Source organism: Achromobacter sp. 1011811831 (genome assembly GCF_059760905.1).
This window is the reverse complement of sequence record NZ_JCBANG010000074.1, coordinates 1-23053: the sequence shown is the minus strand read 5'-3', so window position 1 is coordinate 23053 and position 23053 is coordinate 1. Positions and strand designations below refer to the sequence as shown.

At 68.5% G+C, this 23053-nt stretch carries 23 protein-coding genes and 4 tRNA genes; 19 read left to right on the top strand and 8 right to left on the bottom strand.

Translation table 11 applies throughout. From position 1 onward, the window contains the following. Window positions 1-112 precede the first annotated feature (112 nt). Window positions 113-796: a tetratricopeptide repeat protein gene (locus tag AC6LJ9_RS23155; RefSeq protein ID WP_498149370.1), complete on the bottom strand. Its 684-nt coding sequence runs from the start codon at window positions 794-796 to the stop codon at window positions 113-115. 294 nt (window positions 797-1090) lie between these two features. On the opposite strand from AC6LJ9_RS23155, the gene cysS reads away from it, so the two are divergent. The 8 genes from cysS to AC6LJ9_RS23115 all read left to right on the top strand — a co-directional run bounded on the left by cysS (window position 1091) and on the right by AC6LJ9_RS23115 (window position 7577). Next, entirely contained in the window at window positions 1091-2545 is a 1455-nt protein-coding gene (gene cysS, locus AC6LJ9_RS23150) for a cysteine--tRNA ligase (protein WP_498149369.1), read from the top strand. A 24-nt stretch (window positions 2546-2569) separates the two neighbouring features. Further along, entirely contained in the window at window positions 2570-3214 is a 645-nt protein-coding gene (locus AC6LJ9_RS23145; protein WP_498149368.1) for a DNA-3-methyladenine glycosylase family protein, read from the top strand. Window positions 3215-3250: 36 nt separating this feature from the next. Continuing rightward, window positions 3251-4216, top strand: a complete 966-nt coding sequence (locus tag AC6LJ9_RS23140) for an acetyl-CoA carboxylase carboxyltransferase subunit alpha (RefSeq protein ID WP_212314226.1) — start codon at window positions 3251-3253, stop codon at window positions 4214-4216. 152 nt (window positions 4217-4368) lie between these two features. Further along, complete coding sequence (gene tilS / locus AC6LJ9_RS23135; protein WP_498149380.1) at window positions 4369-5340, top strand: tRNA lysidine(34) synthetase TilS; 972 nt, start codon at window positions 4369-4371, stop codon at window positions 5338-5340. A gap of 167 nt (window positions 5341-5507) precedes the next feature. After that, window positions 5508-6773 carry an aspartate kinase gene (locus AC6LJ9_RS23130; protein ID WP_212314217.1) on the top strand — a complete coding sequence of 422 codons (1266 nt, stop codon included), beginning with the start codon at window positions 5508-5510 and terminating at the stop codon, window positions 6771-6773. Between the two features lie 89 nt (window positions 6774-6862). Next, a tRNA-Ser gene (locus tag AC6LJ9_RS23125) sits at window positions 6863-6955 on the top strand. Window positions 6956-7288: 333 nt separating this feature from the next. Continuing rightward, a tRNA-Arg gene (locus tag AC6LJ9_RS23120) sits at window positions 7289-7365 on the top strand. Between the two features lie 135 nt (window positions 7366-7500). After that, a tRNA-Arg gene (locus AC6LJ9_RS23115) sits at window positions 7501-7577 on the top strand. Window positions 7578-7673: 96 nt separating this feature from the next. On the opposite strand, the gene AC6LJ9_RS23110 is transcribed toward AC6LJ9_RS23115, so the two are convergent. After that, window positions 7674-7898, bottom strand: coding sequence for a DUF3079 domain-containing protein (locus AC6LJ9_RS23110; protein WP_392411468.1), 225 nt, complete (start codon window positions 7896-7898; stop codon window positions 7674-7676). Window positions 7899-8108: 210 nt separating this feature from the next. On the opposite strand from AC6LJ9_RS23110, the gene AC6LJ9_RS23105 reads away from it, so the two are divergent. Both AC6LJ9_RS23105 and AC6LJ9_RS23100 read left to right on the top strand, forming a co-directional pair. After that, window positions 8109-8185, top strand: a tRNA-Arg gene (locus AC6LJ9_RS23105). A gap of 106 nt (window positions 8186-8291) precedes the next feature. Then, window positions 8292-8747, top strand: a complete 456-nt coding sequence (locus tag AC6LJ9_RS23100; RefSeq protein WP_498149367.1) for a GNAT family N-acetyltransferase — start codon at window positions 8292-8294, stop codon at window positions 8745-8747. Between the two features lie 28 nt (window positions 8748-8775). On the opposite strand, the gene AC6LJ9_RS23095 is transcribed toward AC6LJ9_RS23100, so the two are convergent. After that, complete coding sequence (locus tag AC6LJ9_RS23095) at window positions 8776-9372, bottom strand: short chain dehydrogenase (RefSeq protein WP_498149366.1); 597 nt, start codon at window positions 9370-9372, stop codon at window positions 8776-8778. A 126-nt stretch (window positions 9373-9498) separates the two neighbouring features. On the opposite strand from AC6LJ9_RS23095, the gene AC6LJ9_RS23090 reads away from it, so the two are divergent. Next, window positions 9499-10383 (top strand): LysR family transcriptional regulator, encoded by an 885-nt coding sequence (locus tag AC6LJ9_RS23090; RefSeq protein WP_498149365.1) that lies wholly within the window; start codon window positions 9499-9501, stop codon window positions 10381-10383. 174 nt (window positions 10384-10557) lie between these two features. On the opposite strand, the gene AC6LJ9_RS23085 is transcribed toward AC6LJ9_RS23090, so the two are convergent. Beyond that, on the bottom strand, window positions 10558-10785 hold the full coding sequence (locus AC6LJ9_RS23085; RefSeq protein WP_103275490.1) for a hypothetical protein: 228 nt from the start codon (window positions 10783-10785) through the stop codon (window positions 10558-10560). An 88-nt stretch (window positions 10786-10873) separates the two neighbouring features. After that, a complete protein-coding gene (locus AC6LJ9_RS23080; protein WP_498149379.1) occupies window positions 10874-11473 on the bottom strand; it encodes a helix-turn-helix domain-containing protein in 600 nt (199 codons plus the stop codon). A 197-nt stretch (window positions 11474-11670) separates the two neighbouring features. Here AC6LJ9_RS23080 and AC6LJ9_RS23075 point away from each other — a divergent pair, with 197 nt between their 5' ends. Next, a complete protein-coding gene (locus AC6LJ9_RS23075) occupies window positions 11671-12390 on the top strand; it encodes a hypothetical protein (protein ID WP_498149364.1) in 720 nt (239 codons plus the stop codon). Between the two features lie 105 nt (window positions 12391-12495). Here AC6LJ9_RS23075 and AC6LJ9_RS23070 read toward each other — a convergent pair whose 3' ends face one another. After that, window positions 12496-13374: an SIR2 family NAD-dependent protein deacylase gene (locus tag AC6LJ9_RS23070; protein WP_498149378.1), complete on the bottom strand. Its 879-nt coding sequence runs from the start codon at window positions 13372-13374 to the stop codon at window positions 12496-12498. A 260-nt stretch (window positions 13375-13634) separates the two neighbouring features. Here AC6LJ9_RS23070 and AC6LJ9_RS23065 point away from each other — a divergent pair, with 260 nt between their 5' ends. Together AC6LJ9_RS23065 and AC6LJ9_RS23060 are read left to right on the top strand one after the other, a co-directional pair. After that, the gene (locus tag AC6LJ9_RS23065; protein WP_498149363.1) at window positions 13635-14258 is read left to right on the top strand and encodes a cysteine dioxygenase family protein; all 624 of its coding nucleotides are present in this window, start codon (window positions 13635-13637) and stop codon (window positions 14256-14258) included. Between the two features lie 85 nt (window positions 14259-14343). Further along, the gene (locus AC6LJ9_RS23060) at window positions 14344-15108 is read left to right on the top strand and encodes an IclR family transcriptional regulator (RefSeq protein ID WP_498149362.1); all 765 of its coding nucleotides are present in this window, start codon (window positions 14344-14346) and stop codon (window positions 15106-15108) included. Here the strand turns inward: AC6LJ9_RS23060 and AC6LJ9_RS23055 are convergent. Together AC6LJ9_RS23055 and AC6LJ9_RS23050 are read right to left on the bottom strand one after the other, a co-directional pair. Next, window positions 15008-16666 (bottom strand): FAD/NAD(P)-binding protein, encoded by a 1659-nt coding sequence (locus AC6LJ9_RS23055; protein ID WP_498149361.1) that lies wholly within the window; start codon window positions 16664-16666, stop codon window positions 15008-15010. The genes AC6LJ9_RS23060 and AC6LJ9_RS23055 overlap by 101 nt on opposite strands. Continuing rightward, the gene (locus tag AC6LJ9_RS23050) at window positions 16663-17631 is read right to left on the bottom strand and encodes a tripartite tricarboxylate transporter substrate binding protein (protein ID WP_498149360.1); all 969 of its coding nucleotides are present in this window, start codon (window positions 17629-17631) and stop codon (window positions 16663-16665) included. Before AC6LJ9_RS23050 ends, AC6LJ9_RS23055 begins: the two co-directional genes overlap by 4 nt. Window positions 17632-17909: 278 nt before the next feature. Here AC6LJ9_RS23050 and AC6LJ9_RS23045 point away from each other — a divergent pair, with 278 nt between their 5' ends. From AC6LJ9_RS23045 to AC6LJ9_RS23025, 5 genes are all read left to right on the top strand, one after another. Beyond that, complete coding sequence (locus tag AC6LJ9_RS23045) at window positions 17910-19076, top strand: CaiB/BaiF CoA transferase family protein (RefSeq protein WP_498149359.1); 1167 nt, start codon at window positions 17910-17912, stop codon at window positions 19074-19076. After that, window positions 19073-19810, top strand: coding sequence for an enoyl-CoA hydratase/isomerase family protein (locus AC6LJ9_RS23040; protein ID WP_498149358.1), 738 nt, complete (start codon window positions 19073-19075; stop codon window positions 19808-19810). The genes AC6LJ9_RS23045 and AC6LJ9_RS23040 overlap by 4 nt, the downstream gene beginning before the upstream one ends. 25 nt (window positions 19811-19835) lie before the next feature. After that, window positions 19836-20669 (top strand): CoA transferase subunit A, encoded by an 834-nt coding sequence (locus AC6LJ9_RS23035; RefSeq protein ID WP_498149357.1) that lies wholly within the window; start codon window positions 19836-19838, stop codon window positions 20667-20669. Then, window positions 20662-21396, top strand: a complete 735-nt coding sequence (locus AC6LJ9_RS23030; RefSeq protein WP_498149356.1) for a CoA-transferase subunit beta — start codon at window positions 20662-20664, stop codon at window positions 21394-21396. Before AC6LJ9_RS23035 ends, AC6LJ9_RS23030 begins: the two co-directional genes overlap by 8 nt. 103 nt (window positions 21397-21499) lie before the next feature. After that, a complete protein-coding gene (locus tag AC6LJ9_RS23025) occupies window positions 21500-22927 on the top strand; it encodes a class I adenylate-forming enzyme family protein (RefSeq protein ID WP_498149355.1) in 1428 nt (475 codons plus the stop codon). Window positions 22928-23053 lie beyond the last annotated feature (126 nt).

Below are 23053 nucleotides of genomic sequence, written 5' to 3'. Positions count from 1 at the left end.
GAGGGGGTGGAGGAGGCCGCGGGCGCGGCGCTGGCGAGCGCGGGCGCGACAGCGGCCAGCGTGAATGCGCAGGCCGTCAGGCGCAGCAGGCGCAGGGGAGAATAGCTCGACATCATTTGCCTTGTTTTTCCTTCAACATGGTTTCGACTTCGCGGGCCTTGTCCTGCATGCCCGGCACGCCATCGCTGGCGGCCTGCTTGTAGGTGCGCAGGGCCTGCAGCAATTGCAGGTCGCCCAGGTTGGCGCGCGCCGCGGCGTAGCCGGGATCGGCGCGCAGCGCCATTTGCAGGGCGTCCTGCGCTTTTTCCAATTCACCGCGACCCGCATATAGAGCGGCAAGGTTGTTCCAGGGTTCCGGCAATTCGGGGTAACTGGTTGTCATCTCGGTGTAGACGTCGATGGCTTCCGCCGTGCGCTGCAGGGCGGCCAGGGCGCGCGCGTGCTGGAACATCAGCTGTACGTCGGTGCCGCGCTGGCCCTTGGTCTCGGCCATGCGCTTTTCGATCATTTCCAGCGCCGCGTCGTTGTCGCCGCGGTTGAGCAGGCGCTCGATATGGTCGGTGACCTGCGACGCGGTCGGCGTCAAGCGGGTGTCGACGCCGGGCTGGGCGGCCTTGAGCACGTTGGCCAGGCCTTCCCAGCCGCCTTCGGGGGGGATGGGGTCCAGGGTGGTGCGGCTGGCGTTGGGATTGGCGGCGCCGCCGCCGGACATGGATTGGGCGAACGAGGGACCGGCCAGGCCGCCGGCCAGGGCCAGGGCGATCAGGGCGACGCAGAAACGCGGCTTGATAGTCACGTGGGCATCCGTTAAAAGTCGCGAACCGGCCGCGCTTACGCGCGCGGCCGGGCCGCTTGCTATACTTGTCGGTCGCCATTTTAGCCCCGGAACCGTTTCTTGCCGGAAGACCGGGCGGATATGGCGGACAGCCCCCTGGAGATGATCCTCCCGGCGACCTGGAGCACAGGCCGGGGCAGGAGCCGGCGGCTTGCGGCGCGAGATTCTCGAGCGTATCCGTGCCATATGGGGATGCCGCGCCGGAGTGCAAGACCCCGCGGCCATCCCGGAAACCCACACGAACCCAATAGCGCCATGCTGCAAATCTACAACACGTTATCGCGTACCAAAGAACCGTTCAAACCGGCCCAGGCCGGCCAGGTGCGCATGTACGTGTGCGGCATGACCGTGTACGACTTCTGCCACCTGGGCCATGCCCGCATGCTGGTCTCCTTCGACGTGGTGCAGCGCTGGCTGCGCGCCAGCGGCCTGGCGGTCGACTACGTGCGCAACATCACCGACATCGAAGACAAGATCATTCGCCGCGCCGTGGAAACCGGCCGCCGCATCGGCGAGGTCACCGAGTTCTACATCGACGCCATGCACGCCGACGAGCGGGCGCTGGGCGTGCAGAAGCCCGACCGCGAGCCGCGCGCCACGCAGTATGTCGGCGACATGCTGGACATCATCGGCAAGCTCGAACAGAAGGGCCTGGCCTACCAGGCCGATGACGGCGACGTGAACTACGCCGTGCGTGGCTTCGAGGGCTACGGCAAGCTGTCGGGCAAGTCGCTGGACGACCTGCGCGCCGGCGAGCGCGTGGCGGTGGGCTCGGCCAAGCGCGATCCGCTGGATTTCGTGCTCTGGAAATCGGCCAAGTCCGAGGAGCCCGAAGACACCAAGTGGGAATCGCCCTACGGCCTTGGCCGTCCCGGTTGGCACATCGAGTGCTCGGCCATGAGTAAGGCGCTGCTGGGCCTGCCGCTGGATATCCATGGCGGCGGTCCGGACCTGAAGTTCCCCCACCACGAGAACGAGATCGCCCAGACCGAGGGCGCCTTCGGCGGCGTGCTGGCCAATGTCTGGATGCACTGCGGCCCGCTGATGGTGGACTCGGACAAGATGTCCAAGTCGCTGGGCAATTTCCGCACCATCCGCCAGACCATCGCGCTGGATGACGCGCCCGCCGACCAGGCCGGCTATCGCGTCAATCCGCGCGAGGCCGAAATGGTGCGTTTCTTCATCGTGCGCAACCACTACCGCAGCCCGCAGAACTACACGCCCGACAACCTGGTCGATGCGCAGAACGCGCTGGACCGGCTGTACCAGGCGTTGCAGAACGTGCCCGCCGACGGCCAGGGCGTGGACTGGAACGAGCCGCAGGCCCAGGCCTTCAAGGCCGCGATGGACGACGATTTCAACAGCTCGGGCGCCGTCGCGGCGCTGTTCGAGCTGGCCTCCGAGGCCAACCGGACCAAGAGCGCCCGCAGCGCCGGCCAGCTGAAGGCGCTGGGCGACCTGCTGGGCCTGCTGCAGCAGGATCCGGCCGCCTACTTCCAGTCGACCACCCGCTATTCGGCCGTGGGCATGGAGCAAGGCGGCCGCCCGGCGCTGGACGCCGAGGCCATCCAGGCCCGCATCGACGCCCGCGCCGCCGCCAAGGCCGCGCGCGACTTCGCCGAAGCCGACCGCATCCGCGCCGAGCTGCGCGATGCCGGGATCGAGCTCGACGACAAGCCCGGCGGCGTGACGCAGTGGCGCCGGGCCTGATGAGCCGGCAGGAATAAGCCCGACATGTCCACCGCAGATACCCTGATTCCCAAGCCCGACTATTGGGAAGCCGCCGTCGCGCACCTGATGCGCCGCGACCGCATCCTCAAGAAGATCATCCCGCAGCACCCGGACGCCTGGCTGACCTCGCGCGGTACGCCGTTCGTGACGCTGGCGCGCGCCATTATCGGGCAACAGGTGTCGACCAAGGCGGCCGACGCCGTCTGGGACAAGTTCATCGAAGCCGCTGGCAAGCGACCCACGCCGGTGGCGGTGCTGCGCGTCGGCATCGACGGCCTGCGGCAGGCCGGCCTGTCGCAGCGCAAGGCTGAGTACGTGCTGGACCTGGCCGCCCATTTCGGCGAGCGCCGGGTGCATCCCGAGCGTTGGGCGGACATGGACGACGAAGCCGTCATTTCCGAACTGGTCGCGATCCGCGGCATCGGACGCTGGACGGCGGAGATGTTTTTGATTTTCAATCTGCAGCGACCCGATATCCTGCCGCTGGATGATCCTGGGTTGCTGAAGGCAATCTCGTTACACTACTTCAGCGGCGAGCCCGTCTCTCGCTTCGAGGCCCGCGAGGTCTCGTTGGCGTGGCAGCCCTGGCGTACCGTGGCGACCTGGTATTTGTGGCGCAGTCTGGAACCGGATCCGGTTCAATACTGACGTTCATCAGGCCGCCCATCTACGGAACCACACTACATGCGCAATACTTTCCTGGAATTCGAACAACCGCTCGCCGAGCTTGAGAACAAGATCGAGCAGCTGCGCTACGTGCAGGCCGATTCCGCCGTGGACATCTCCGATGAAATCGGACGTCTGCAGCAGAAGAGCCAGACGCTGGCCAAGGAGATCTACGCCAAGCTGACGCCGTGGCAGACGGCGCTGGTGGCGCGCCATCCCCAGCGTCCCTACACGCTGGACTACGTGCGCGAGATCTTTACCGACTTCCATGAGCTGCACGGCGACCGCATGTACGCCGACGACCAGTCCATCATCGGCGGCCTGGCCCGTTTCAATGGCATGCCCTGCATGGTCATCGGCCACCAGAAGGGCCGCGACACCAAGGAACGCGCCGCGCGCAACTTCGGCATGCCCCGGCCCGAGGGCTACCGCAAGGCGTTGCGCCTGATGCGCCTGGCCGAGAAATTCAACCTGCCCGTGTTCACCTTCGTGGACACGCCCGGGGCCTATCCCGGCATCGGCGCCGAAGAGCGCGGCCAGTCCGAGGCCATCGGCCACAACCTGTACGCCATGGCCGAGCTGAAAGTGCCGGTCATCGTGACCATCATCGGCGAGGGCGGCTCCGGCGGCGCGCTGGCGATCGCCGTGGGCAACGCCGTGCTGATGCTGCAATACGCCACCTATGCGGTGATCTCGCCCGAAGGCTGCGCGTCCATCCTGTGGCGTAGCGCCGAGAAGGCGCCCGAGGCCGCCGAGGCGCTGGCCATCATCGCCCCGCGCCTGAAGGACCTGGGCCTGGTCGACCGCGTCGTCAACGAGCCCGTGGGCGGCGCGCACCGCGATCCCCGCGTCATGGCCCGCCTGCTGCGCCGCGCGCTGGGAGACGCCCTGCGCCAGCTGCAGGGCATGACGCCCGAGCAGCTCGTGGAGCAGCGCATCCAGCGCCTGCTGTCCTACGGCGCCTTCCAGGAAGTGCGCGCCTGATCCGCGCGGGCGCCGGCCTTGCCGCCGGCGCCGCGGCCGAGGTCCACGCGCCCCGTTCCGCCATGAACACGCCGACCGCGCCCGACGCCATTCCCTCGGGCGCGCCGGCCGGTTCCCATTCCCATCCGCTTTCCCCGGCCCTGGCCGAAGCGCTGCGACAGGCGCTGGCCGGCCTGCCCGCGCGTCCGCCGCGCATGGCCGTGGCCGTCAGCGGCGGCGCCGATTCGGCCATGCTGGCGCTGCATGCGGCCGCCATCGCCCGGGAGCAGGGCATCGACCTGCTGCTGTTCCATGTGCATCACGGCTTGCAGGATGCCGCCGACGCCTGGAGCGAACAGACGCGCGCGCTGGCCCGGTTGCTGGGCCTGCCGGCGCACGAGGCGCGCGTGACCGTGGCCGCAGGCGCCGGCAAGGGCATCGAGGCGGCGGCGCGCGACGCGCGCTACCGGGCGCTGGCCGGGCTGGCCCGCGAACACGGCGCGCCGCTGGTGCTGCTGGCGCATCACCGGGGCGACCAGGCCGAGACCGTGCTGTTGCGCCTGCTGCGCGGCACCGGGCTGGCCGGCATGGCCGCCATGGCGCCGCTGTCGCGCCGCGACGAGGTCGACTACCTGCGTCCCTGGCTGGACCAGGACCGCGATGACATCCTGCGCGCCTGCGCCGCCTTCGAGGCGGCCACCGGCTGGCGCGCGGTGCAGGACCCGACCAACTCCGATCCCCATTACACCCGCGCGGCGCTGCGCGAGTTGCTGGCGCCGGCGCTGGACGCGCGCTGGCCCGGCTGGCGCGGCATCGTGGCGCGGCATGCGCGCCACATGGCTGAGGCGGCGTCCATCCTGGACGAAGTGGCGCGCGAGGATTTCGCCGCGCTGGAGCCGGGCCCGGACGGCGCCAGCTTCTCGTTGCGCGCGTGGCGCGAGCTGTCGCCGGCGCGGCAGGCGCAGGTGTTGCGCTGGTGGCTGGACGCCAATGGCGCGCGCATGCCTTCGGAAGCGCGCATGCGCGACCTGCTGCGCCAGCTGCGCGGCCTGCACAGCCTGGGGCACGATCGCCAGCTGCGCGTCGAGCAGGCCGGCCATGCGATCCGCTGCCATCGTGGCCGGGTCTGGCTGGAGCGCCGCTGAATCCAGGCCGGGCCTGGCTGGAACGCCGCTGTCCATGGGCCGGGCAGGGCGGTTTTGCGGGTAAACCCGAGGGAAAGTCCCAGGCTGCGCAAATTTTTACCGTGGCGCTAGAATATGAAGTTTTGCCCGTCAACATACTTGGGGCGGGTTCCCAGCCAGAGTACGAGATGTCCCTCATCGTTCACAAATATGGCGGTACTTCGATGGGCTCGGTCGAGCGCATCAGGAATGTGGCGCGTCGCGTCGCGAAGTGGCACGCCGCAGGCCACCAGGTTGTCGTGGTGCCGTCGGCCATGGCGGGCGAGACCAATCGCCTGCTCGGCCTGGCGCGCGAGCTTTCGCCCGTGCCGGATGGCCGCGAGCTCGACATGATCGCCGCCACCGGCGAGCAGGCCAGCAGCGGCCTGCTGGCCATCGCGCTGCAGGCCGAAGGCGTGGCCGCGCGCAGCTACGCCGGCTGGCAGGTGCCCGTGCGCACCGACTCGTCCTACACCAAGGCCCGCATCACCTCGATCGACGACGCGCGCATCCGCGCCGACCTGGACGCCGGCCGCGTGGTCATCGTGACGGGCTTCCAGGGCGTGGACGCCGACGGTCACATCACCACGCTGGGCCGTGGCGGTTCCGACACCTCCGCCGTGGCCGTGGCGGCGGCGATCAAGGCCGATGAATGCCTGATCTACACCGACGTCGACGGCGTCTACACGACCGACCCGCGCGTCGTGCCCGAAGCGCGCCGCATGGCGGTCGTGTCGTTCGAGGAAATGCTCGAGATGGCTTCGCTGGGCTCCAAGGTCCTGCAGATCCGCTCGGTCGAATTCGCCGGCAAATACCGTGTGCCGACGCGGGTGCTGTCCTCGCTGACCGACCCGCTCATCCCGCTCGAAGAAGAAATGCATTCGGGCACGCTGATTACTTTTGAGGAAGACGAAAAAATGGAAGCCGCCGTTGTCTCCGGCATCGCCTTCAGCCGCGACGAAGCCAAGATCACCTTGCTGGGCGTGCCGGACAAGCCCGGCATCGCCTTCTCCATCCTGGGTCCGGTCGCCGCCGCCAACATCGACGTCGACATGATCGTGCAGAACCAGTCCGTGGCCGGCACGACCGACTTCTCGTTCACCGTGAACCGCAACGAGTTCGCGCGCGCCGTGGACCTGCTCAAGCGCGAGGTCATTCCGGCCGTGGGCGCCCGCGAGCTGTCCACCGACGAGAAGGTCGCCAAGGTCTCCATCGTCGGCATCGGCATGCGTTCGCATGTCGGCGTGGCCAGCCTGATGTTCCAGACCCTGTCGCAGGAAGGCATCAACATCCAGATGATCAGCACCAGCGAGATCAAGACCTCGGTGATCATCGACGACAAGTACATGGAACTGGGCGTGCGCGCGCTGCACAAGGCCTTCGGCCTGGACCAGGCGCCCGCCGCCAAGGCCTGAGGAACAAGGATCCAGCGCAAATTTTTTCGTGATTCGTACCCGGTTCCGGGCGAGGTCCGAAAAAGTCGTGCTAGAATCTCTTTCTCTTCGGAGACGTGCCCGAGAGGCTGAAGGGGCTCCCCTGCTAAGGGAGTATGTGGCTAAAAACTGCATCGAGGGTTCGAATCCCTCCGTCTCCGCCAGACGCCTCTTCGGTCCAGTCTGACTGGATCGAAGACAAAAACCCGCAACAGTGCAAGCTGTTGCGGGTTTTTCTTTTTCAGGCGGGGCATGGCCGTCTGACCTGTTGTTTGCGTATGCCGCGCATGTCTGATGTTGACGCATTGCCAACGGATCCTTCCGCATGCGCCGGCGTAGATTGAACCTTCATTGCAGACGCATGTGCAGAGTGCTTGTACGAACCTGCCTGCGCGGCTGCGCATGTCGCTGTTCTGACGCCATGGCATTGCGTGGCAGACTCTGGCGACTTGCGCAGTTTTCGAAACAACGCTATTATTCAAGGCTTGCTTTGAAACGCGCCCGTAGCTCAGCTGGATAGAGTACCTGGCTACGAACCAGGGGGTCGTAGGTTCGAATCCTGCCGGGCGCGCCAAGTTCTTGAAAGAGGGCCTGGATGCCGAAGCAAGTGGTATGCAGTGCGTAGTATGCAATTCGTAGTATGGCAATGCCGTGACGAATTGCCGGAAGTGCGGCGAATTATCTGATATAATTTTGCCTCTTCACCGGAGCGCCCGTAGCTCAGCTGGATAGAGTACCTGGCTACGAACCAGGGGGTCGTAGGTTCGAATCCTGCCGGGCGCGCCAAGTCTTGAAAAAGACAGATGAGAAGGCCTTTGATCATTGATCGAAGGCCTTTTTGTTTTGTTGCGTGGTTTTTGTCTTACTCTTGCCGGCCCGAGCCTAGCGTTCCAGCGTCTTGCCGTTGGCATCGCGCGATGCCGCGTCGGCTTCCACTTCCAATCCCCAGTTGCCCACCGTGTACCAGTCGTCGCCCAGCAGCTCGGCTGGATGCATGCTGCGGTCGGAGCCGTTGCCACAGGCCATGGCGTCGGCCGCGCAATAGCGGTCGCAGCCCCAGCAGATGCGTTCGGGGTGTTTGGGATGGAGCGGGAATTTCTTTGCCATGGGGTCTCCTCGTGCGTCATGCGAGCCTGGGGCCGCGCGCGCCTTGCGCCATGGCATCCCGGCCTGCTTGTCCCCAGACTACGCCGGGCATGCGCCGCGCCATTTGCGCTGGCGCAAGGACGCGCGGATTGTGCGCGGGCCGTATGCGGCCTCGCATGTTGTGCATTTGCGAGCCCCGCCTTATTCATGGTATAAACACGCCTCTTTAGCGCGCCCGTAGCTCAGCTGGATAGAGTACCTGGCTACGAACCAGGGGGTCGTAGGTTCGAATCCTGCCGGGCGCGCCACCCATATCGAAAGCGGCTTGATGACATTGCGCATCAAGCCGCTTTGCTTTGCGCCGAAGCCGCGCCGGCGCTTTCATCAGTCACTGACAGGATTGCCTCAGCACTCATGAGCCAGCTCGACATCCGCCACGCCGGCGTCGCCGACGCCGCCCGCATCGCGCCCTTGTTCGATGCGTATCGCCAGTTCTACGAGCAGCCGGCGGACGCCGCCGTCGCGCTGGCCTTCATCAGCGCGCGCCTGGAACGCGGCGAATCGGTGATCCTGCTGGCCAGCCAGGATGGCGCGCCGGTGGGCTTCTGCCAGATGTACCCGTCGTTCTGCTCCGTGATCGCCGCGCCCATCTACGTGCTATACGACCTGTTCGTCGCGCCGGCCGCGCGCAAGAGCGGCGCGGGCCGGGCCTTGCTGCGCGCGGCGGAGACGCATGCGCGCGAGCACGGCTGCAAGCGCATGGACCTGACCACGGCCCGGAACAACGCCACCGCGCAGTCGCTGTACGAATCGCTGGGCTGGGTGCGCGACGAGGTCTTCTACACCTACACCCGCGACCTGGCGGCCTGATACCGCGGCGTTGCGTCTGGCGCCGCGCTTACCAGACCTGGAACACGCGTCCGGTCTGCGCGCCTTCCACGCTGCGGCTGTAGGCCAGCGCCACGCGCTGGGCCGGCACCGCCTCGAAGCCCAGGAAGTACGGGCCGTAGCTGCCCCAGGATTCCTGCAGCACGCTGGGGCTGACGGCGTTGATGCGACGGCCTTGCAGTTCCACCGCCGCGCCGCGCACGAAGCCGTCGATGGCCGAGTTCACGGCCGAGGCGTTGGCGCCGTAGCGGATGGGTTCGGCGCTGACGATGCCGCTGGTCAGCGTGATGGAGCCGCCTTCGTTGAGGTAGTGCTGTCCGATCAGCGCCAGGTCCACCTGGCCCAGCAGCTTGTCGTGCAGGCCGATCTTGAACTGCTCGGCCGTCATTTCCGACAGGGGGCCGAAATGCAGGCCGCCCGTGGCCGACACGATGGCGTCGACCTTGCCGATGCGCTCGAACATCGCGCGGATGCTGTCGCTGCGGGTGATGTCGACTTGATGCTGGCCACTGTTCCTGCCGACCGCGATGATGTCGTGGCGCTGGCCCAGTTCCTGGACGATGGCGCTGCCGACGGTGCCGCTGGCGCCGATGAGTACGATTTTCATGGGATCTCCGTGAGTCTGGTTGCGGGCGCTGGCAAAAGGCCGGCGCATGCAAGCATTCTGGCCGCCCGATTCCTTACGAAAAATCCTAGAATGGTTGGAATACTTCATACCTGGAGTCAGTAATTCATGGACCGCCTGCTCAGCATGGAAGTGTTCGTGGCTGTCGTGGAGCTGGGCAGCCTGACCGCGGCGGCCGCGCTGCACGACATGTCGCCGGCCATGGCGGCCAAGCATTTGAAGAGCCTGGAGACGCGCCTGGGGCTGCGGCTGATGGTGCGCACCACGCGCCGCCAGAGTCTCACCGAGGCCGGGCAGGCGTACTTCGCGCGCTGCAAGGCCATCCTGGCCGAGATCCGCGATGCCGAGCAGGGCGCCGAGGCCATGCGCGAGGCGCCGCGCGGCAATCTGCGCATTACCTCGACCGTGTCCTTCGGTTCCTTCGCCCTGACGCCGGTCATTGCCGACTACCTGTCCACCTATCCGGACGTGAGCGTGGAGCTGTCATTGAGCGATCTGGTGGAAGACCTGGTCGCCTCGCGCTACGACCTGGCTGTGCGCATCGGCGAACCGGCGGATTCCGGACTGATCGCGCGCGGGCTGGGCCGCTATCAGATGATGGTCTGCGCGGCGCCTTCGTATCTGGAACGCTACGGCACGCCGGCCACGCCCGCCGACCTGGTCCGGCATCAATGCTTGGATTTCTCGTACTGGAGCCGTCGCACCGGCTGGCGCCTGGGCAATGGCGATGGCGGCGAGACGGGCTATCCCAGCGGCCGCTTCGTGTCCAACAACGGCCAGGCGCTGCGGCAGGCGGCGCTGGCGGGATTCGGCATCGTGCTGCAGCCGGAGCTGCTGCTGGCCGATGACGTGCGCGCGGGCAGGCTGACGCCGATATTGCGGCCCTATTGGCCGGTGGCGCGGCCGATTTCGCTGCTCTATCCGAAGGACAGGCAGGCGCTGCCCAAGCTCACCACGTTCGTGAACTTTGTAGTGGCGCGCTTCGCGCCCTAGTGTGCTGTCCCGCAGATACGCCCGCACGAAATCCACCCCTAGCCGCCATGGCGTCGTTGCAAATCCTCGTGATACCTACGGGTATCACTGCGGTTTGCGCCTAGCCCTGACGTCTATGGATGAATTTCGTCATGCGCACGTACCTACGGGACAGCACACTAGCAGGACCGGACATCAGCCGCGTCGTCGGTCGACCGCGGTCAGCGAAGTGCCGCTCTTGAGCAGCTGGTAGGTTTGTCCGCCCAGCCAGGCGACCTTCTCGCCGGAGCTGGTGCGGCAGACGCAATGCGTCCGGGGATCGAAGCGCGAGGTGCCCATGGCCGAGTAGGCGTCGGGGTCCGAGACGAAGCGCTCGATCCGGTATAGCGTGCCGTCCGGCGCGGTGGCCAGGACGTCGGTCAATCTTCTTGCTGTTCCGAGCATTTTTCCATCTCCCCTCATGCGCGGGCCATTCCCTGCTACGGCGCCGAAACCCTCTCGCCAGCGGGCATCAATGCATGTGTCCGCCGAAAGACGAGTCGTCGAGCTGTTCGGGCGATACCCCCAGCGCTGCCGATACCCGCTCCAGGATGATCTGGCGGGGGCGCGGCCGCGGCCGTTCCAGTTCGATATAAATGGAGTGGTCCACTCCAAGCCGGGCAGCCATGTCAGCGGTGCTGATGTTCAGGTGCTCGCGCCAGGCGCGGATCAGGCTCCAGTCGTTGCCGGTTTTCAAGTTGATCACAGCCAATGGTAACTCGGTCCTGGACGGAGGCTGCGCGGTCGGAGCCGCCTGCGTCCGGCAGGCGTCCAGCGCGGGCTCGGCGTCCGGATTCTGCTGGCGAGTCTCGCCCTGGGCATGCTGGGGCCGCACCGCCGTGTAGACCTTGCCGCCATCGACCTGGCGGTAGCGGTTGTCGCCGATCCAGGCCAGGGCTTCCCCATTGTCGAGCATGCACTGGCAATCCAGGTGATAGTCGCTGGGAATGCTCTCAAGCTTGGCAATGGTTTCCGTGGTCGTGGCATGCCGCACCACGCGGTGCAGGGCACCGTCGGGCGAGCGCACGAACACGTCGGGAAGTCTCCAGGAAAATGGAATGATGCTCTCCAGGGCCGGATGGTGTCTTGCCACTTTAAGTCCATCGCGAGCGCCCTGGAATTTGGGGTTTCCCCTCGTTTCGTGGCGGCTCGCGCGTAGCGCTCACAGGACTCGGCTACAACTTCACAAATCTTCACCGGCGCGAGGGCTATCATCCCCTGGTCGCCCTTGGAATCGGGCTTGTCAGTCGAGTATTGCAGATGGTCCCGATGCTTGCCGCCGGCCATGTCAACGGCCTGGGCTGGGATGGCGGGAATGCGCGCGGCAGGCGCGCAACGTCGTGGATCGCGGCCTTGCTGGCCTGCGCCTTGCATGTGGGCATCGGAAGCCTGATCTGGCGCGGCATGACGCCGTCGCCGATTCCGCCGGCCATGCCGTCTGATTCCGAATCCATGTTCGTGGAGCTGCTTGCGCCGCCGACTCCACGCGTCGAGCGCAGCGCGTCGCCACGCGGCGAGAGCGGGCAGGTCGCGGCGCCCGCGCGGGGTTCCGTGGAGACGCCGGCGGCGAAGGTGCCGCGAGCACAGCCCGAGCGCGCCGAGCCATCGCGTGCGCAGCCGTCGCCCACGCAGACGAACACTCAAAAAAACATGCAGACAGACACGCAGCCAGCAGCAGCGCGACCTCGCGTCCAGTCCGAGCCTCGCGCGGGCAAGCCGGCTGATGCGCCGTCCGCCGGCGCGCCAGCGCCTGCGTCACGCGATTTCGGTTGGCAGCCGTCGGACTCGGCCGCGCCCGGCGAACGGCGCGCGCGCGGCGAACCCGTGCCCAGGCTCGCGCCCAAGGCGCCGGCCGAACGCACCGTGCTGTCGCGCGAGATGGAGAAGGCCGCGCGTCCGCCTTGCCGCGATGCGCATGCATCCAAGGGCCTGCTGGCGCTGCCCTTTCTTTTGGCTGATACGGTCACGGACAGCGGCTGCAAGTGGTGATCGCCGCAGGCGCGGCAGGGCACGCATGATGCGCGTGGCTGATAGCCATGCGGGCGCCATGTGCGGATAATGCGCACGGCGTGGCCCGCGTTCGCGGTCGCCGGTTCAGATCCCCGCGCTTTGCAGCAACCTGGGCAGCACGTCGGCGGCCTGGCCGCGCAGATTGAACTTCACGCGCGCGTCCATCGGCGTGGCGGCCGGATTGACCTGCGCGACGACAGCGCCCGCGGCCAGCGCGCGTTGCGGCAGCTCCGCGGCGGGATAGACCAGGGCCGAGGTGCCGATGCTCAGCAGCAGGTCGCATTGCTCGGCGGCGAGCTGGGCCGCGCGCCAGGCGTCGGCGGGCAGGCTTTCCCCGAACCAGACGACGCCGGGCCGCACGGGACCGCCGCAAGCGGCGCAGCGCGGCGGCTCGATGCGGCGGCCTTCGTCCTGTTTCCCGTTCGGCGCGCCGGACGAGGCCGCGCTGCTTGTCACCCAGTCGGCTGCGGCAGCGTCGGCTGTCTCGGTATCGATTGCCGCAGTGCCGGCTGCCGAGGCGTCAGATCTCGCGGGCTCGCTGCGACTCCAGGGCGCGCGGCAATCGGCGCAGCGCGGCGCGTGCAGGCTGCCATGCAGATGCAGCACTTTCGGACTGCCCGCGCGCTCGTGCAGATCGTCCACGTTCTGGGTGATCACGGTGAGCGCCGGCGCATGCGCGGCCAGCCTGGCGATGGCCAGGTGCGCGGCATTCGGCCGGGCGCGCAGGGCCTGCTCGCGTCGCCATTCATACCAGCCCCAGACCAGGTCGGGATGGGCGCGGAAGGCCTCGGGCGTGGCCAGGGCCTGCGCGTCGAAGCGCGACCACAGCCCGGTGAGCGCGTCGCGGAACGTCGCGATGCCGCTCTCGGCGGATACGCCCGCGCCCGTGAAGACCACGGGCCGCCTGCTTTGCCGCAGGGCCTGCGCCAGCGCGGCGGGAATGTCGTGCTGCGGGCCGGTCATCGCGGACGGGCGCAAGCGGGGCGCGTGGGGAAGTCGGTGGCGTGGTGCATGTTCAACCTGATCGATGGTTCGCTACGCTGCCTGTACGCGGGCATGCCTGTCAAGCCGGGGAGCAATCGCCATGTTTGTTGCAATCGCCGCGAGCGGCGCATGGGCATTGCGCTTGCGGGGTCCCGAATCGTGGATACTGGCGCCAGGATTTTGGGAACATCAACGGGGCCAGGGCGGATTCGCCCGCCGCCCGACCTGGGAGACTAGCAATGCCTGAACCGATCGCGGGCCTGGACCGGCTCCGTTCCTTCATCGCCACCGCCACGCGGCTGGCCGGCCCGGCGGGCCTGGCGCAAAGCCCGGCGCTGGAGTCCGCGTTCGCGGAGCTGCTGCGGCATGATGACTGGCTGCCCGAGGCCTGTACCGTGCCGCATCCACAGTATTACCAGCAGTACCTGCTGCATTGCGACCCGCTGGAGCGTTTCTCCATGGTCAGTTTCGTCTGGGGGCCGGGCCAGAGCACGCCGGTGCACGATCACGAGGTCTGGGGCTACGTGGGCATGCTGCGCGGGGCGGAGATCAACCAGCGCTACGTGCGAGAGGCCGATGGCGGCCTGCGGCCGGCGGGCGCGGCATCGACCCTGATGCCGGGCGACGTGGAGCGGCTGGCGCCCGAGGAAGGCGATATCCATCAGGTATTCAACGCGCATGCCGATCGCGTGTCGATCAGCGTGCACCTGTATGGCGGCAACATCGGCGCGGTGTCGCGCCATGTCTATGATCCGGCCACCGGCGTGGCCAAGCCCTTCGTGTCGGGCTATTCATCGACCAGCGTTCCCAATCTCTGGGACCGTTCGCTAGCGGTGCGGGCCGGGCTGGCCGCCTCGGCCTGACAGGCGCGACCCCAGGGCGCGCGGACCTGTCCGCGCTTGACGTCTCATGCTATGGTCTCGTCCTAAATATTAGGAAAAAGACGATATGGACAAGACGCTGCTCAAGGGGCTGATGGTGCTGGAGGCGGTCACCGACGTGGACAATCCGCCGCGCACCATCGACGCGCTGGCCGCCCGCGTGGGACTGACCCGCAGCAATACCCATCGCACGCTGCAGACGCTGATCCATGCCGGCTATGTGATCAAGGACGACGAGGGCGGCGGCTATCGCGGCGCGGTGCGGCTGTTCGAACTGGCCGCGCGGCAGCTGGCGCAGCTGGATGTGCGCAAGCTGGCAGCGCCCTACATGCGCACGCTGGCCGACCAGACCGGCGAGACCGTGCACCTGTCGGTGCTGGACGGCTTCGACGTGGTGTACGTGGACAAGATCGACAGTCCGCAGCCCATCCGCGCCTATTCCATGATCGGCGGACGCGCGCCGGCCTACGCCGTGGCCACCGGCAAGGCGCTGCTGGCCTATCAGTCCGACGGCTACGTCGAGCGCTATGCGGACCAGTTGCAGCGGCACACGCCGGTCACCATCGTCACCATGCCGCTGCTCAAGGACGAGCTGCGCAAGGTGGTGCGCGCCGGCTACGCTATCAATCGCGGCGAATGGCGCGAAGGCGTGGGCGGGCTGGCCGTGGCGCTGTTCAACAGCCTGGACCAGCCCGTGGCGGCCGTGGGCATCTCCGGTCCGCTGGACCGGCTCAGCGCGGCCCGGATGAAGCAGCTGGCGCCGGACGTGGCGGCCTGTGCGCAGGCGATATCCCAGGGCATGGGGTATCGCGGCGGCTTCCTGGGGCAGTAGCGCCGGCGTCCGCGAGCGCGGCGGCGATGCGCCGCGCCTGGTCCCGCGCCAGGCGGGCGTTCACGTCCATGGACGTGGTCCAGAAGTAGGTGCCGCCCGCCAGGCTGCCCAGTACGGTGATCGCGGCTTGCGCGGCGCCGCCAGCGTCCAGCAGGCTGCCGCTGGCGTAGTCCAGCGCCAGCCCGCCATGCGGATGCGCCTGCCCGTGGCCGTCGCGCAGCAGCGCCGACACCAGAGGGTCGGCGGCGCCGGCCGCGTCGACGGAGAAACTGGTGGCGTTGATCAGATAGCGGCTGCGCAGCTCGCGCTCGCCCGCCGGCGTGCGCAGGCGGGTCACGAAGCCGCCGGCGGCGTCATGGCGGCTGTCGACGTAGCCGCTCAGCACCTCGAGCTGGCCGGCGCGGAACAGCGCCTGCAGCTTGCGCGCGTTGCGCATCGGAAAGTTGGCGCGGCGCGCCATCCACAGCGCGCGCCATTGCGACTGGAAGCGCGCGCGCTCGGCGTCCGGCAGCAGATGCCAGATCAGGTCCACGGCCGCGTTGGTTGCCGCGGCCACCGCCTGCCATGGGCGCGCGCCGTGTTCGGAACGGCGGATCTCGTCGTCCAGCGCGGTCCGCGCGTCGCCGTTACCGCCCAGGATGTCTTCGGCGTCGATCGTGCCGCCCAGCGCCCGCACCTCGCGGTCCAGCGCCGCGGCGATCCGTTCCAGCGTCAGCGCGCCGCCGTGCGCGTTCGCCAGTTTCAGCGCGCCATCGCGGCTCAGTTCGGCCAGGCCTTGCGGCGGGGGCCGGTTATGCGGACTGCGCACCGAGGGCAGCCGGCCATTGCGTGATGCGCAGATGAGCGGACCGCGATGCCCGGCCTGCTGCAGCGCGGCCACGGCATCGACCGCGCTCAGGCTGGTGCCGATCACGCAGACCGTGGCGTCGGGCGCGATGCCGGCCGCCAGCTCGCTGACCGGATAGGGGCTGTTGAAGTAGCCGGGCGTGGCTTCCAGCGCCGGGAAGGCGCGCGAGGGCAGGTTGCCGTTGCACAGCGCCACGCGCCGCGCCAAACAGGGCTGTCCCGATTCCGCCAACACCCGCACGCGTCCGTCCGCCAGCGGCGTGATGCCGGCGACGCGTGCGCGCACGTGTTCCAGCGTCACGCCTCGGCCTGGCGCCAGCGCGCGCGCCCGCTCGTAGGCGTGGGCCATGTAGGCGCCGAACAAGGGCCGGGGCAGGAAGTCGCCCGGATCGATCGCGCCTTCCACCCCGTGGCCGGCCAGCCAGGCGGGATCCTGCCGGCGCAGCCAGTCCACGAAATCCAGGCGCTCGTCGGCCAGCGCCGACATATTGCCAGCCGGGATGTTGAGCAGGTTGCTGCGCAGATCGTCCTGGTAGGCGCCGCCCGGCCCGGGACGCTCCTGCGGTTCGTACAAGCGCAGGCTGAGCGGCCGGCCGCCGCCGGCGGGCAGCGACAGCAGAAACTGGAGCAGCAGGCTGACGCCGACCGATCCGCCGCCGATGATGGCCAGGTCGACGGCCTGGATGTCGCGCGTGTCGGGGGCGGCCGTCATTTGGCCGCCGACAGGCGCACGACCTCGGCCCAGCGGGCGGTCTCCTGCTGCAACATGCGCCGGGTGTCGGCCGGCGAGGTGGCGACGGCGTCGGCGCCGAGCTTCTGCGCCGCCTGCTTCACCGATTCCATCGCGGCGGCCTTCTGCATGCCGGCCGAGAGCTTGTCCACGATGGCGGCCGGCGTGCCTGCCGGCGCCAGCAGGGCGTAGGTGGTGGCCACCGAATAGTCCTTCACGCCCTGTTCGATCAGCGTGGGCAGCTCGGGCAAGGCCGAGGCGCGCGTGGGCGTGGTCACGGCCAGCAGCCGGATCTTGCCGCTGGCGGCCTGCGGCAGCAGCGCGGGCAGGGTCTCGATGACCATGTCGATCTGGCCGCCGAGCAGGTCGGTGATGGCCGGCCCGCTGCCGCGGTACGGCACGTGCATCAGCCGCGTGCCGGTGACCACCTGGAACAGCTCGCCGGCCATGTGCTGCGAGGTGCCCGGCCCGGCCGAGCCATAGGTGATGGAGCCCGGCTTGGCCTTGGCCAGCGCGATCAGTTCCTGCACATTGCGCGCCGGCACCTTGCTGTTGACCGCCACCGCCATGGGCATGCTGGTCGCCATCGACACGCCGACGAAGGCCGTGCCGAAGTCATAGCCGGGCTTGTCGGGCATGGCGGCGTGGATCGCATGGCTGCCCACCGCGCCCATCAGCAGCGTGTAGCCGTCGGGGGCCGACTTGGCCACGTACTCCGCGCCGATCTCGCCGCCGGCGCCGGCCTTGTTCTCGACCACCACGCTCTGGCCCAGATAGTCGCCCAGGTGCTGGGCGTAGATGCGCGCGGCGGCGTCGGTGGCGCCGCCGGGCGGGAAGGGCACGACCATGCGCACGGGCTTGCCGGGCCAGGCGTCGGCCGCCTGCGCGGGGCCGGCCGCCAGTCCTAGCGCCAGGGCGGCAGCGGCGAATACGGCGAGTGTTCTCATGACTGTCTCCTTGGGGGGATGCGGACCTTCCTGCTCGGGGTCGATCCTTATGTGTCCTAAAAAATAGGACTTGAATTTCAATAAATGGTTTACCTAGAATTCCACACGGTGATATGCTGGTCAACGATTAAGCAGTGGACCTAGGGAATGCTCTAAGCCTCATAGGAATTTCCGGTATGGCCAGGCAAGCAGGCCGCCCATGGTGCCATTGCCGGATTCGTCGCTATAGATTATTTTCCGTATCCCAAATATTGAATTTTCATAACGAGAGGTCAGACATGACACCCAGTTCGGCGCTGGCCGGCATCACGGTGCTGGAGATTTGCAATGTGGCGGCGGGGCCGTTCTGCGGCATGCTGCTGGCGGACATGGGCGCCGACGTGATCAAGGTCGAGAACCCGGACGGCGGCGACACGCTGCGCAGCTGGCCGCCGATCTCCGACGGCTACAGCGAGAACTTCGCCTCGCTCAATCGCAACAAGCGCTCAGTGACCTTGAATCTCAAGGACCCCGGGGACCTGGAACTGGCGCGCGAGCTGGCGCTCACCGTCGACGTGCTGATCGAGAACAACCGGCCCGGCGTGATGGACCGGCTGGGCCTGGGCTACGAGGCATTGAAGGCGCGCAATCCCCGGCTGGTGTATTGCTCGATCTCGGCCTACGGCCAGTCCGGCCCGCGCGCGCAGGAAGGCGGCTTCGATCTCACCATCCAGGCCATGAGCGGCATCATGAGCGTCACCGGCGAGGCCGGCGGCGAACCCGTCAAGTGCGGCGTGCCGCTGGCGGACTTCTCGGCCGGGCTGTATGGCGCCTTCGCCATCGCCTCGGCGCTGCGCGCGGCGCAGGCCAGCGGGCAGGGCGCGCACATCGATGTGCCCATGCTGGGCGCCACGCTGGGCATCGCCGCGCTGCAGACCTCGGAGTTCTTCGGCAGCGGGCGCGATCCGGTCAAGCTCGGCTCCGCCCATCCGCGCAACGCGCCCTACCAGGCGTTCCGCTGCAAGGGCGGGTACTTCGGCATGGCCGCCGGCAACCAGGCGCTGTGGAAGAGCGTGTGCGCGGTGGTCGGTCGCGACGACCTGCTGGCCGACGCCCGTTTCGCCGATACCAGCCTGCGCGCCCGCAACCAGGACGCGCTGCGCGAGATCCTGGAAGCCATCTTCGCCGGCGACGAGGCCGCGTCCTGGCTGGCGCGCTTTCGCGAGGCGGGCGTGCCCTGCGCGCCGATCAACACCTATTCGGAAGTGCTGGCCGATCCGCAGGTCGAGCACATGGGCTGGGTGCAGCCGCTGGAGCTGCCCAACGGCGTGCGCACGCGCACTTTCGGCCTGCCTGTGCGTTTCGACGGCCAGACCACGGCGCTGCGTCGCCGCCCGCCCGCGCTGGGCGAGCACAACGAGGAAGTGCTGGGCGCGTTGCGCGCGCGGCGCAAGGAGACGGCATGAGCGGCATCACGGAAACGGACGGCCTGCGGGTCGAGCGGCGCGGCGCGCTGCATCTGCTGACGCTGGCGCGCCCTGACAAGATGAATGCGCTGTCGGCCGGGCTGGTCGAGGCGCTGATCGCGGCGGTGGACCGGGCGCAGGCCGAACAGGCGCGCGCCATCGTGTTCCAGGGCGAGGGCCGCAATTTCAGCGCGGGCTTCGACTTCGGCGATTGGGAATCGCAGAGCGAGGGCGACCTGCTGCTGCGCTTCGTGCGCATCGAGATGCTGCTGCAGCGCGTGGCGGCTTCGTCCTGCCTGACGGTGGCGCTGGCGCATGGCCGCAACTTCGGCGCCGGCGTGGATTTGTTCGGCGCCTGCAAGTGGCGGCTGGCCGCGCCCGAGGCCAGCTTCCGCATGCCGGGGCTGAAGTTCGGGCTGGTGCTGGGCACGCGGCGCTTCGCCGCGCTGGTGGGCGCCGAGCGCGCGCGGACCATCCTGGAACAGGCCGCGACCTTCGACGCCGAAGCGGCTTTGCGCGACGGCTTCGTCAGCCGGCTGGCGGCGCAAGACGAATGGCCGGCGGCGGCGGACGAGGCGCTGGCCGTCGCGTCCGCGCTGACCGATGCGAGCCGCGCGCAGCTGTACGCCGCGCTGTCGCTCGAGGCGCCGGACGCCGACCTGGCACGGCTGACGCGCTCGGCCGCCGAGCCGGGGCTCAAGGCCCGCGTGGCCGCCTATTTGCAGGCCCGCTAGCCGCGCGGCGGGACAAGGAGACAAGATGGGTTCGGGATACAACCAGAAGAACAAGCAGCGCACGCTGGCGGAACTGGCCGCCATGGTGCCGGACGGCGCCAGCATCGCGCTGGGCGGCAGCTTCCTGCATCGCGGGCCGTTCGGTTTCGTGCGCGAACTGATCCGGCAGGGCAAGCGCAACCTGGAACTGATCAAGCAGTCGCCCGGCTACGACGTGGACATTCTGTGCCGCGCCGGCGCGCTGCGCCGCGTGCGCGCCGGCATCGTGGCCATGGAAGGCAACTTCGGCCTGGCGCCCTGGTACCGCAAGGCGATCGAGCGCGGCGAGGTCGAACTGGAAGAGCATGCCTGCGCCAGCCTCACGGCCGGCCTGCGGGCGGCGGCGTTCGGCGTGCCGTTCCAGCCCTGCGGCGGCCTGCATGGCAGCGGCCTGCCCGAACTGAATGGCTGGAAATGCATCGACGATCCCTACGGCAGCGGCCAGCGGACCTGGGTGGTGCCGGCGGTGCGGCCGGACTTTGCCGTGATCCAGGCGTCCGAGATCGACGCGCAGGGCAATGTGCGCGTGAGCGGCACCGCGCACTGGGACCGCATCATGTCGCGCGCCGCCGGCAGCGTGTTGGTGGTGGCCGAGAAACGGGTCGACAGCGCGGTGTTCGAGGCCCAGCCCGAGTCCACGCTGGTGCCGTATTTCATGGTGCAGGCCTACGCCGTGGCGCCAGGCAGCGCCTGGCCTGGCTCATGCTGGCCGGCCTACGAGATCGACTACCCGGCCGTCGAGGCCTACATGGACAAGAACAGCGAACTGGCCGCCCACCTGGCGGCGGCGCCGGAAGCGAAGGAGGCCAGCCATGGCTGAGCAATGGTCGGGCTTTTCCTACATCGTGACCAACCTGGCGCGCTTCATCCGCCCGGACGAGATCACCTTCAGCGGCGTCAATTCCACCATGCCGATGCTGGCCTGCCTGCTGGCCAAGCGCGCCTATGACTGGGACTACGTCTACATCAACGTGGCGGGCGGCGTGGATCCTAGGCCCTCGCACGTGCCGCTGTCCAGCTCCGATCCTGTGCTGGCCGAACACACGGCGTCGATCTTCGCCAACGAGGATTTCTACGACCTATGCACGCGCGGCCGCATGGACCTGACCTTCCTGGGCGCGGCCCAGATCGACGGCGAGGGCTGCGCCAACAACTCCTGCATCGGCGACTGGCACGCGCCCAAGGTCCGCCTGCCGGGCGGCGGAGGCGGCGCGGTCATGCTGCCCACGGCGCGGCGCGCCTGCACCTGGCGCACCGAGCACTCGACGCGCACGCTGGTGCCCAGGCTGGATTTCGTCACGTCCTGGGGCGGCTTTCACGGCGTCGTCACGCCGATCGCCGTGTTCATCAAGCGCGACGGGCGGCTGGCCTTGCAGTCCTGGCATCCGGGGGCGAGTCTCGCCGAGGTGCGCGAGCGTACCGGCTTCGAGTTCGACGCCAGCGGCGCCGCGCCCACCGAGCCGCCCACGCCGGCCGAGGCGCGCGCCTTGCGCGAGCTGGATCCCGACGGCCAATTCGAACGCGATGCGGCGGTGACGTTGCGCTGAGTAGGACCACCCCCGAGCGCTGGCGCGCTCCCCCCTCAAGGGGGCGCCGCGATGGCCCGGCAGAGCCGGATCCATGCGGCCCCGATCGCCTGGAGACACTGGTATGAACGACACCGATGCCACGCTGGTGGCGGCCTACGCGCGCAGTTGGACCCGGCCGGACCGGGCGCGGTTGCCCGCCCTGGTCGCCGAAGACGCCACGCTGGACTACGCGGCGCTGCATGAGCGCGTGGCCCGCGCCGCGGGTGCCTTGCGCGCGGCGGGCGTGGCAGCGGGCGACTTCGTCGCCGTGGCGATGGAGCGTTCGCTGGAGCAACTGATCGCGATCCTGGGCGCGATGGCGGCAGGCGCCTGCCCGTGTCCGCTGGAACCGCGCCTGGCCGATGAGGAAACCGCGCGCCGCGTCGCCGCGGTGGGACTGGCCTGGATGCTGCACGACCCCGCGCACGCGGGCACGGCCGCCGCGTCCGGGCTGCCGGCGGCCCGCCTGCTGCCCGCCGAGCGCCTGGCGCTGGGCGAACCCGCCTGGGCGCAGGCGCTGGCGCCGGACGCGCCTGCGCTGCTGCTGTTCACCTCCGGCAGCACCGGCCATCCCAAGGGCGTGCTGCTGAGTCATCGCGGGCTGATGAACAATGCGCGCGGCGTGCTGGCGCATAGCGGCCTGACGCCGGACGACCGGCTGCTGCATGTTATGCCGCTGCATCACACCAACGCGCTGAACAACCAGGTCTTCACGCCGCTGCTGGCCGGGGCCCGCGTGGCGCTGGCCGCACGCTTCCGCGCCGAGGACATGCCGGGGCTGCTGGCGCGCTGGCGGCCCACCATCATGACCGGCGTGCCGACCATGTACGCGCGCATGCTGGACCTGGCATTCGAACCTGCCAGCCTGGCGGGCCTGCGCTACGCGCGTTGCGGCTCGGCGCCGATCACCGAGGCGCTGCACCGGCGCATCGAGGCTTTCCTGGGCTGCCCGCTGCTGGTGTCCTACGGCCTGTCGGAGGCGACCTGCACCTCGACCATGAATCCGCCCGGCGCGCGGCGCGTGGGCACGGTGGGCACGGTGCTGGCCGGCCAGCGCGTGGTCCTGCGCCAGCCCGACGGCAGCGCGGCGCCAGCTGGCGGCGAGGGCGAGATCTGCATCGAGGGCGACAGCCTGATGCTGGGCTATCTGGGCGCGCAGGGTCAGGCCGGCGTGGCGGACGGGCGGCTGCACACCGGCGACGTGGGTCGCTTCGACGCCGACGGCTATCTGACCATCACCGGGCGCATCAAGGACGTGATCATCCGTGGCGGCGAGAACATCTCGCCAGCGCTGGTGGAGGGCGTGGTGGCGGCGCTGCCCGGCGTGGCGGCCTGCTGCGTGGTGGGCGCGCCCGATGCCGACCTGGGCGAAGTCCCGGTGGTCTTCGCGACCCGCGCGGCCGGCGCGCCGCAGGCGGACGAGGCGGGGATCCGCGCCGCCGTGCTGGCGGGCCCTGGGCGGATCTATTTTCCTGTCTCTTTTTCACATCTTTCGCTGGCGACGGTTTAAACAATGTGGAGAAGTTGTGGGGGTCGGGGTCTTTATAAAATAAAACAAGATGTGTAAATGTTGTTATGATGCTGAATCCTGACAATGATATCGTACTATTGTAGGCCGCATAGGATCATACACGCA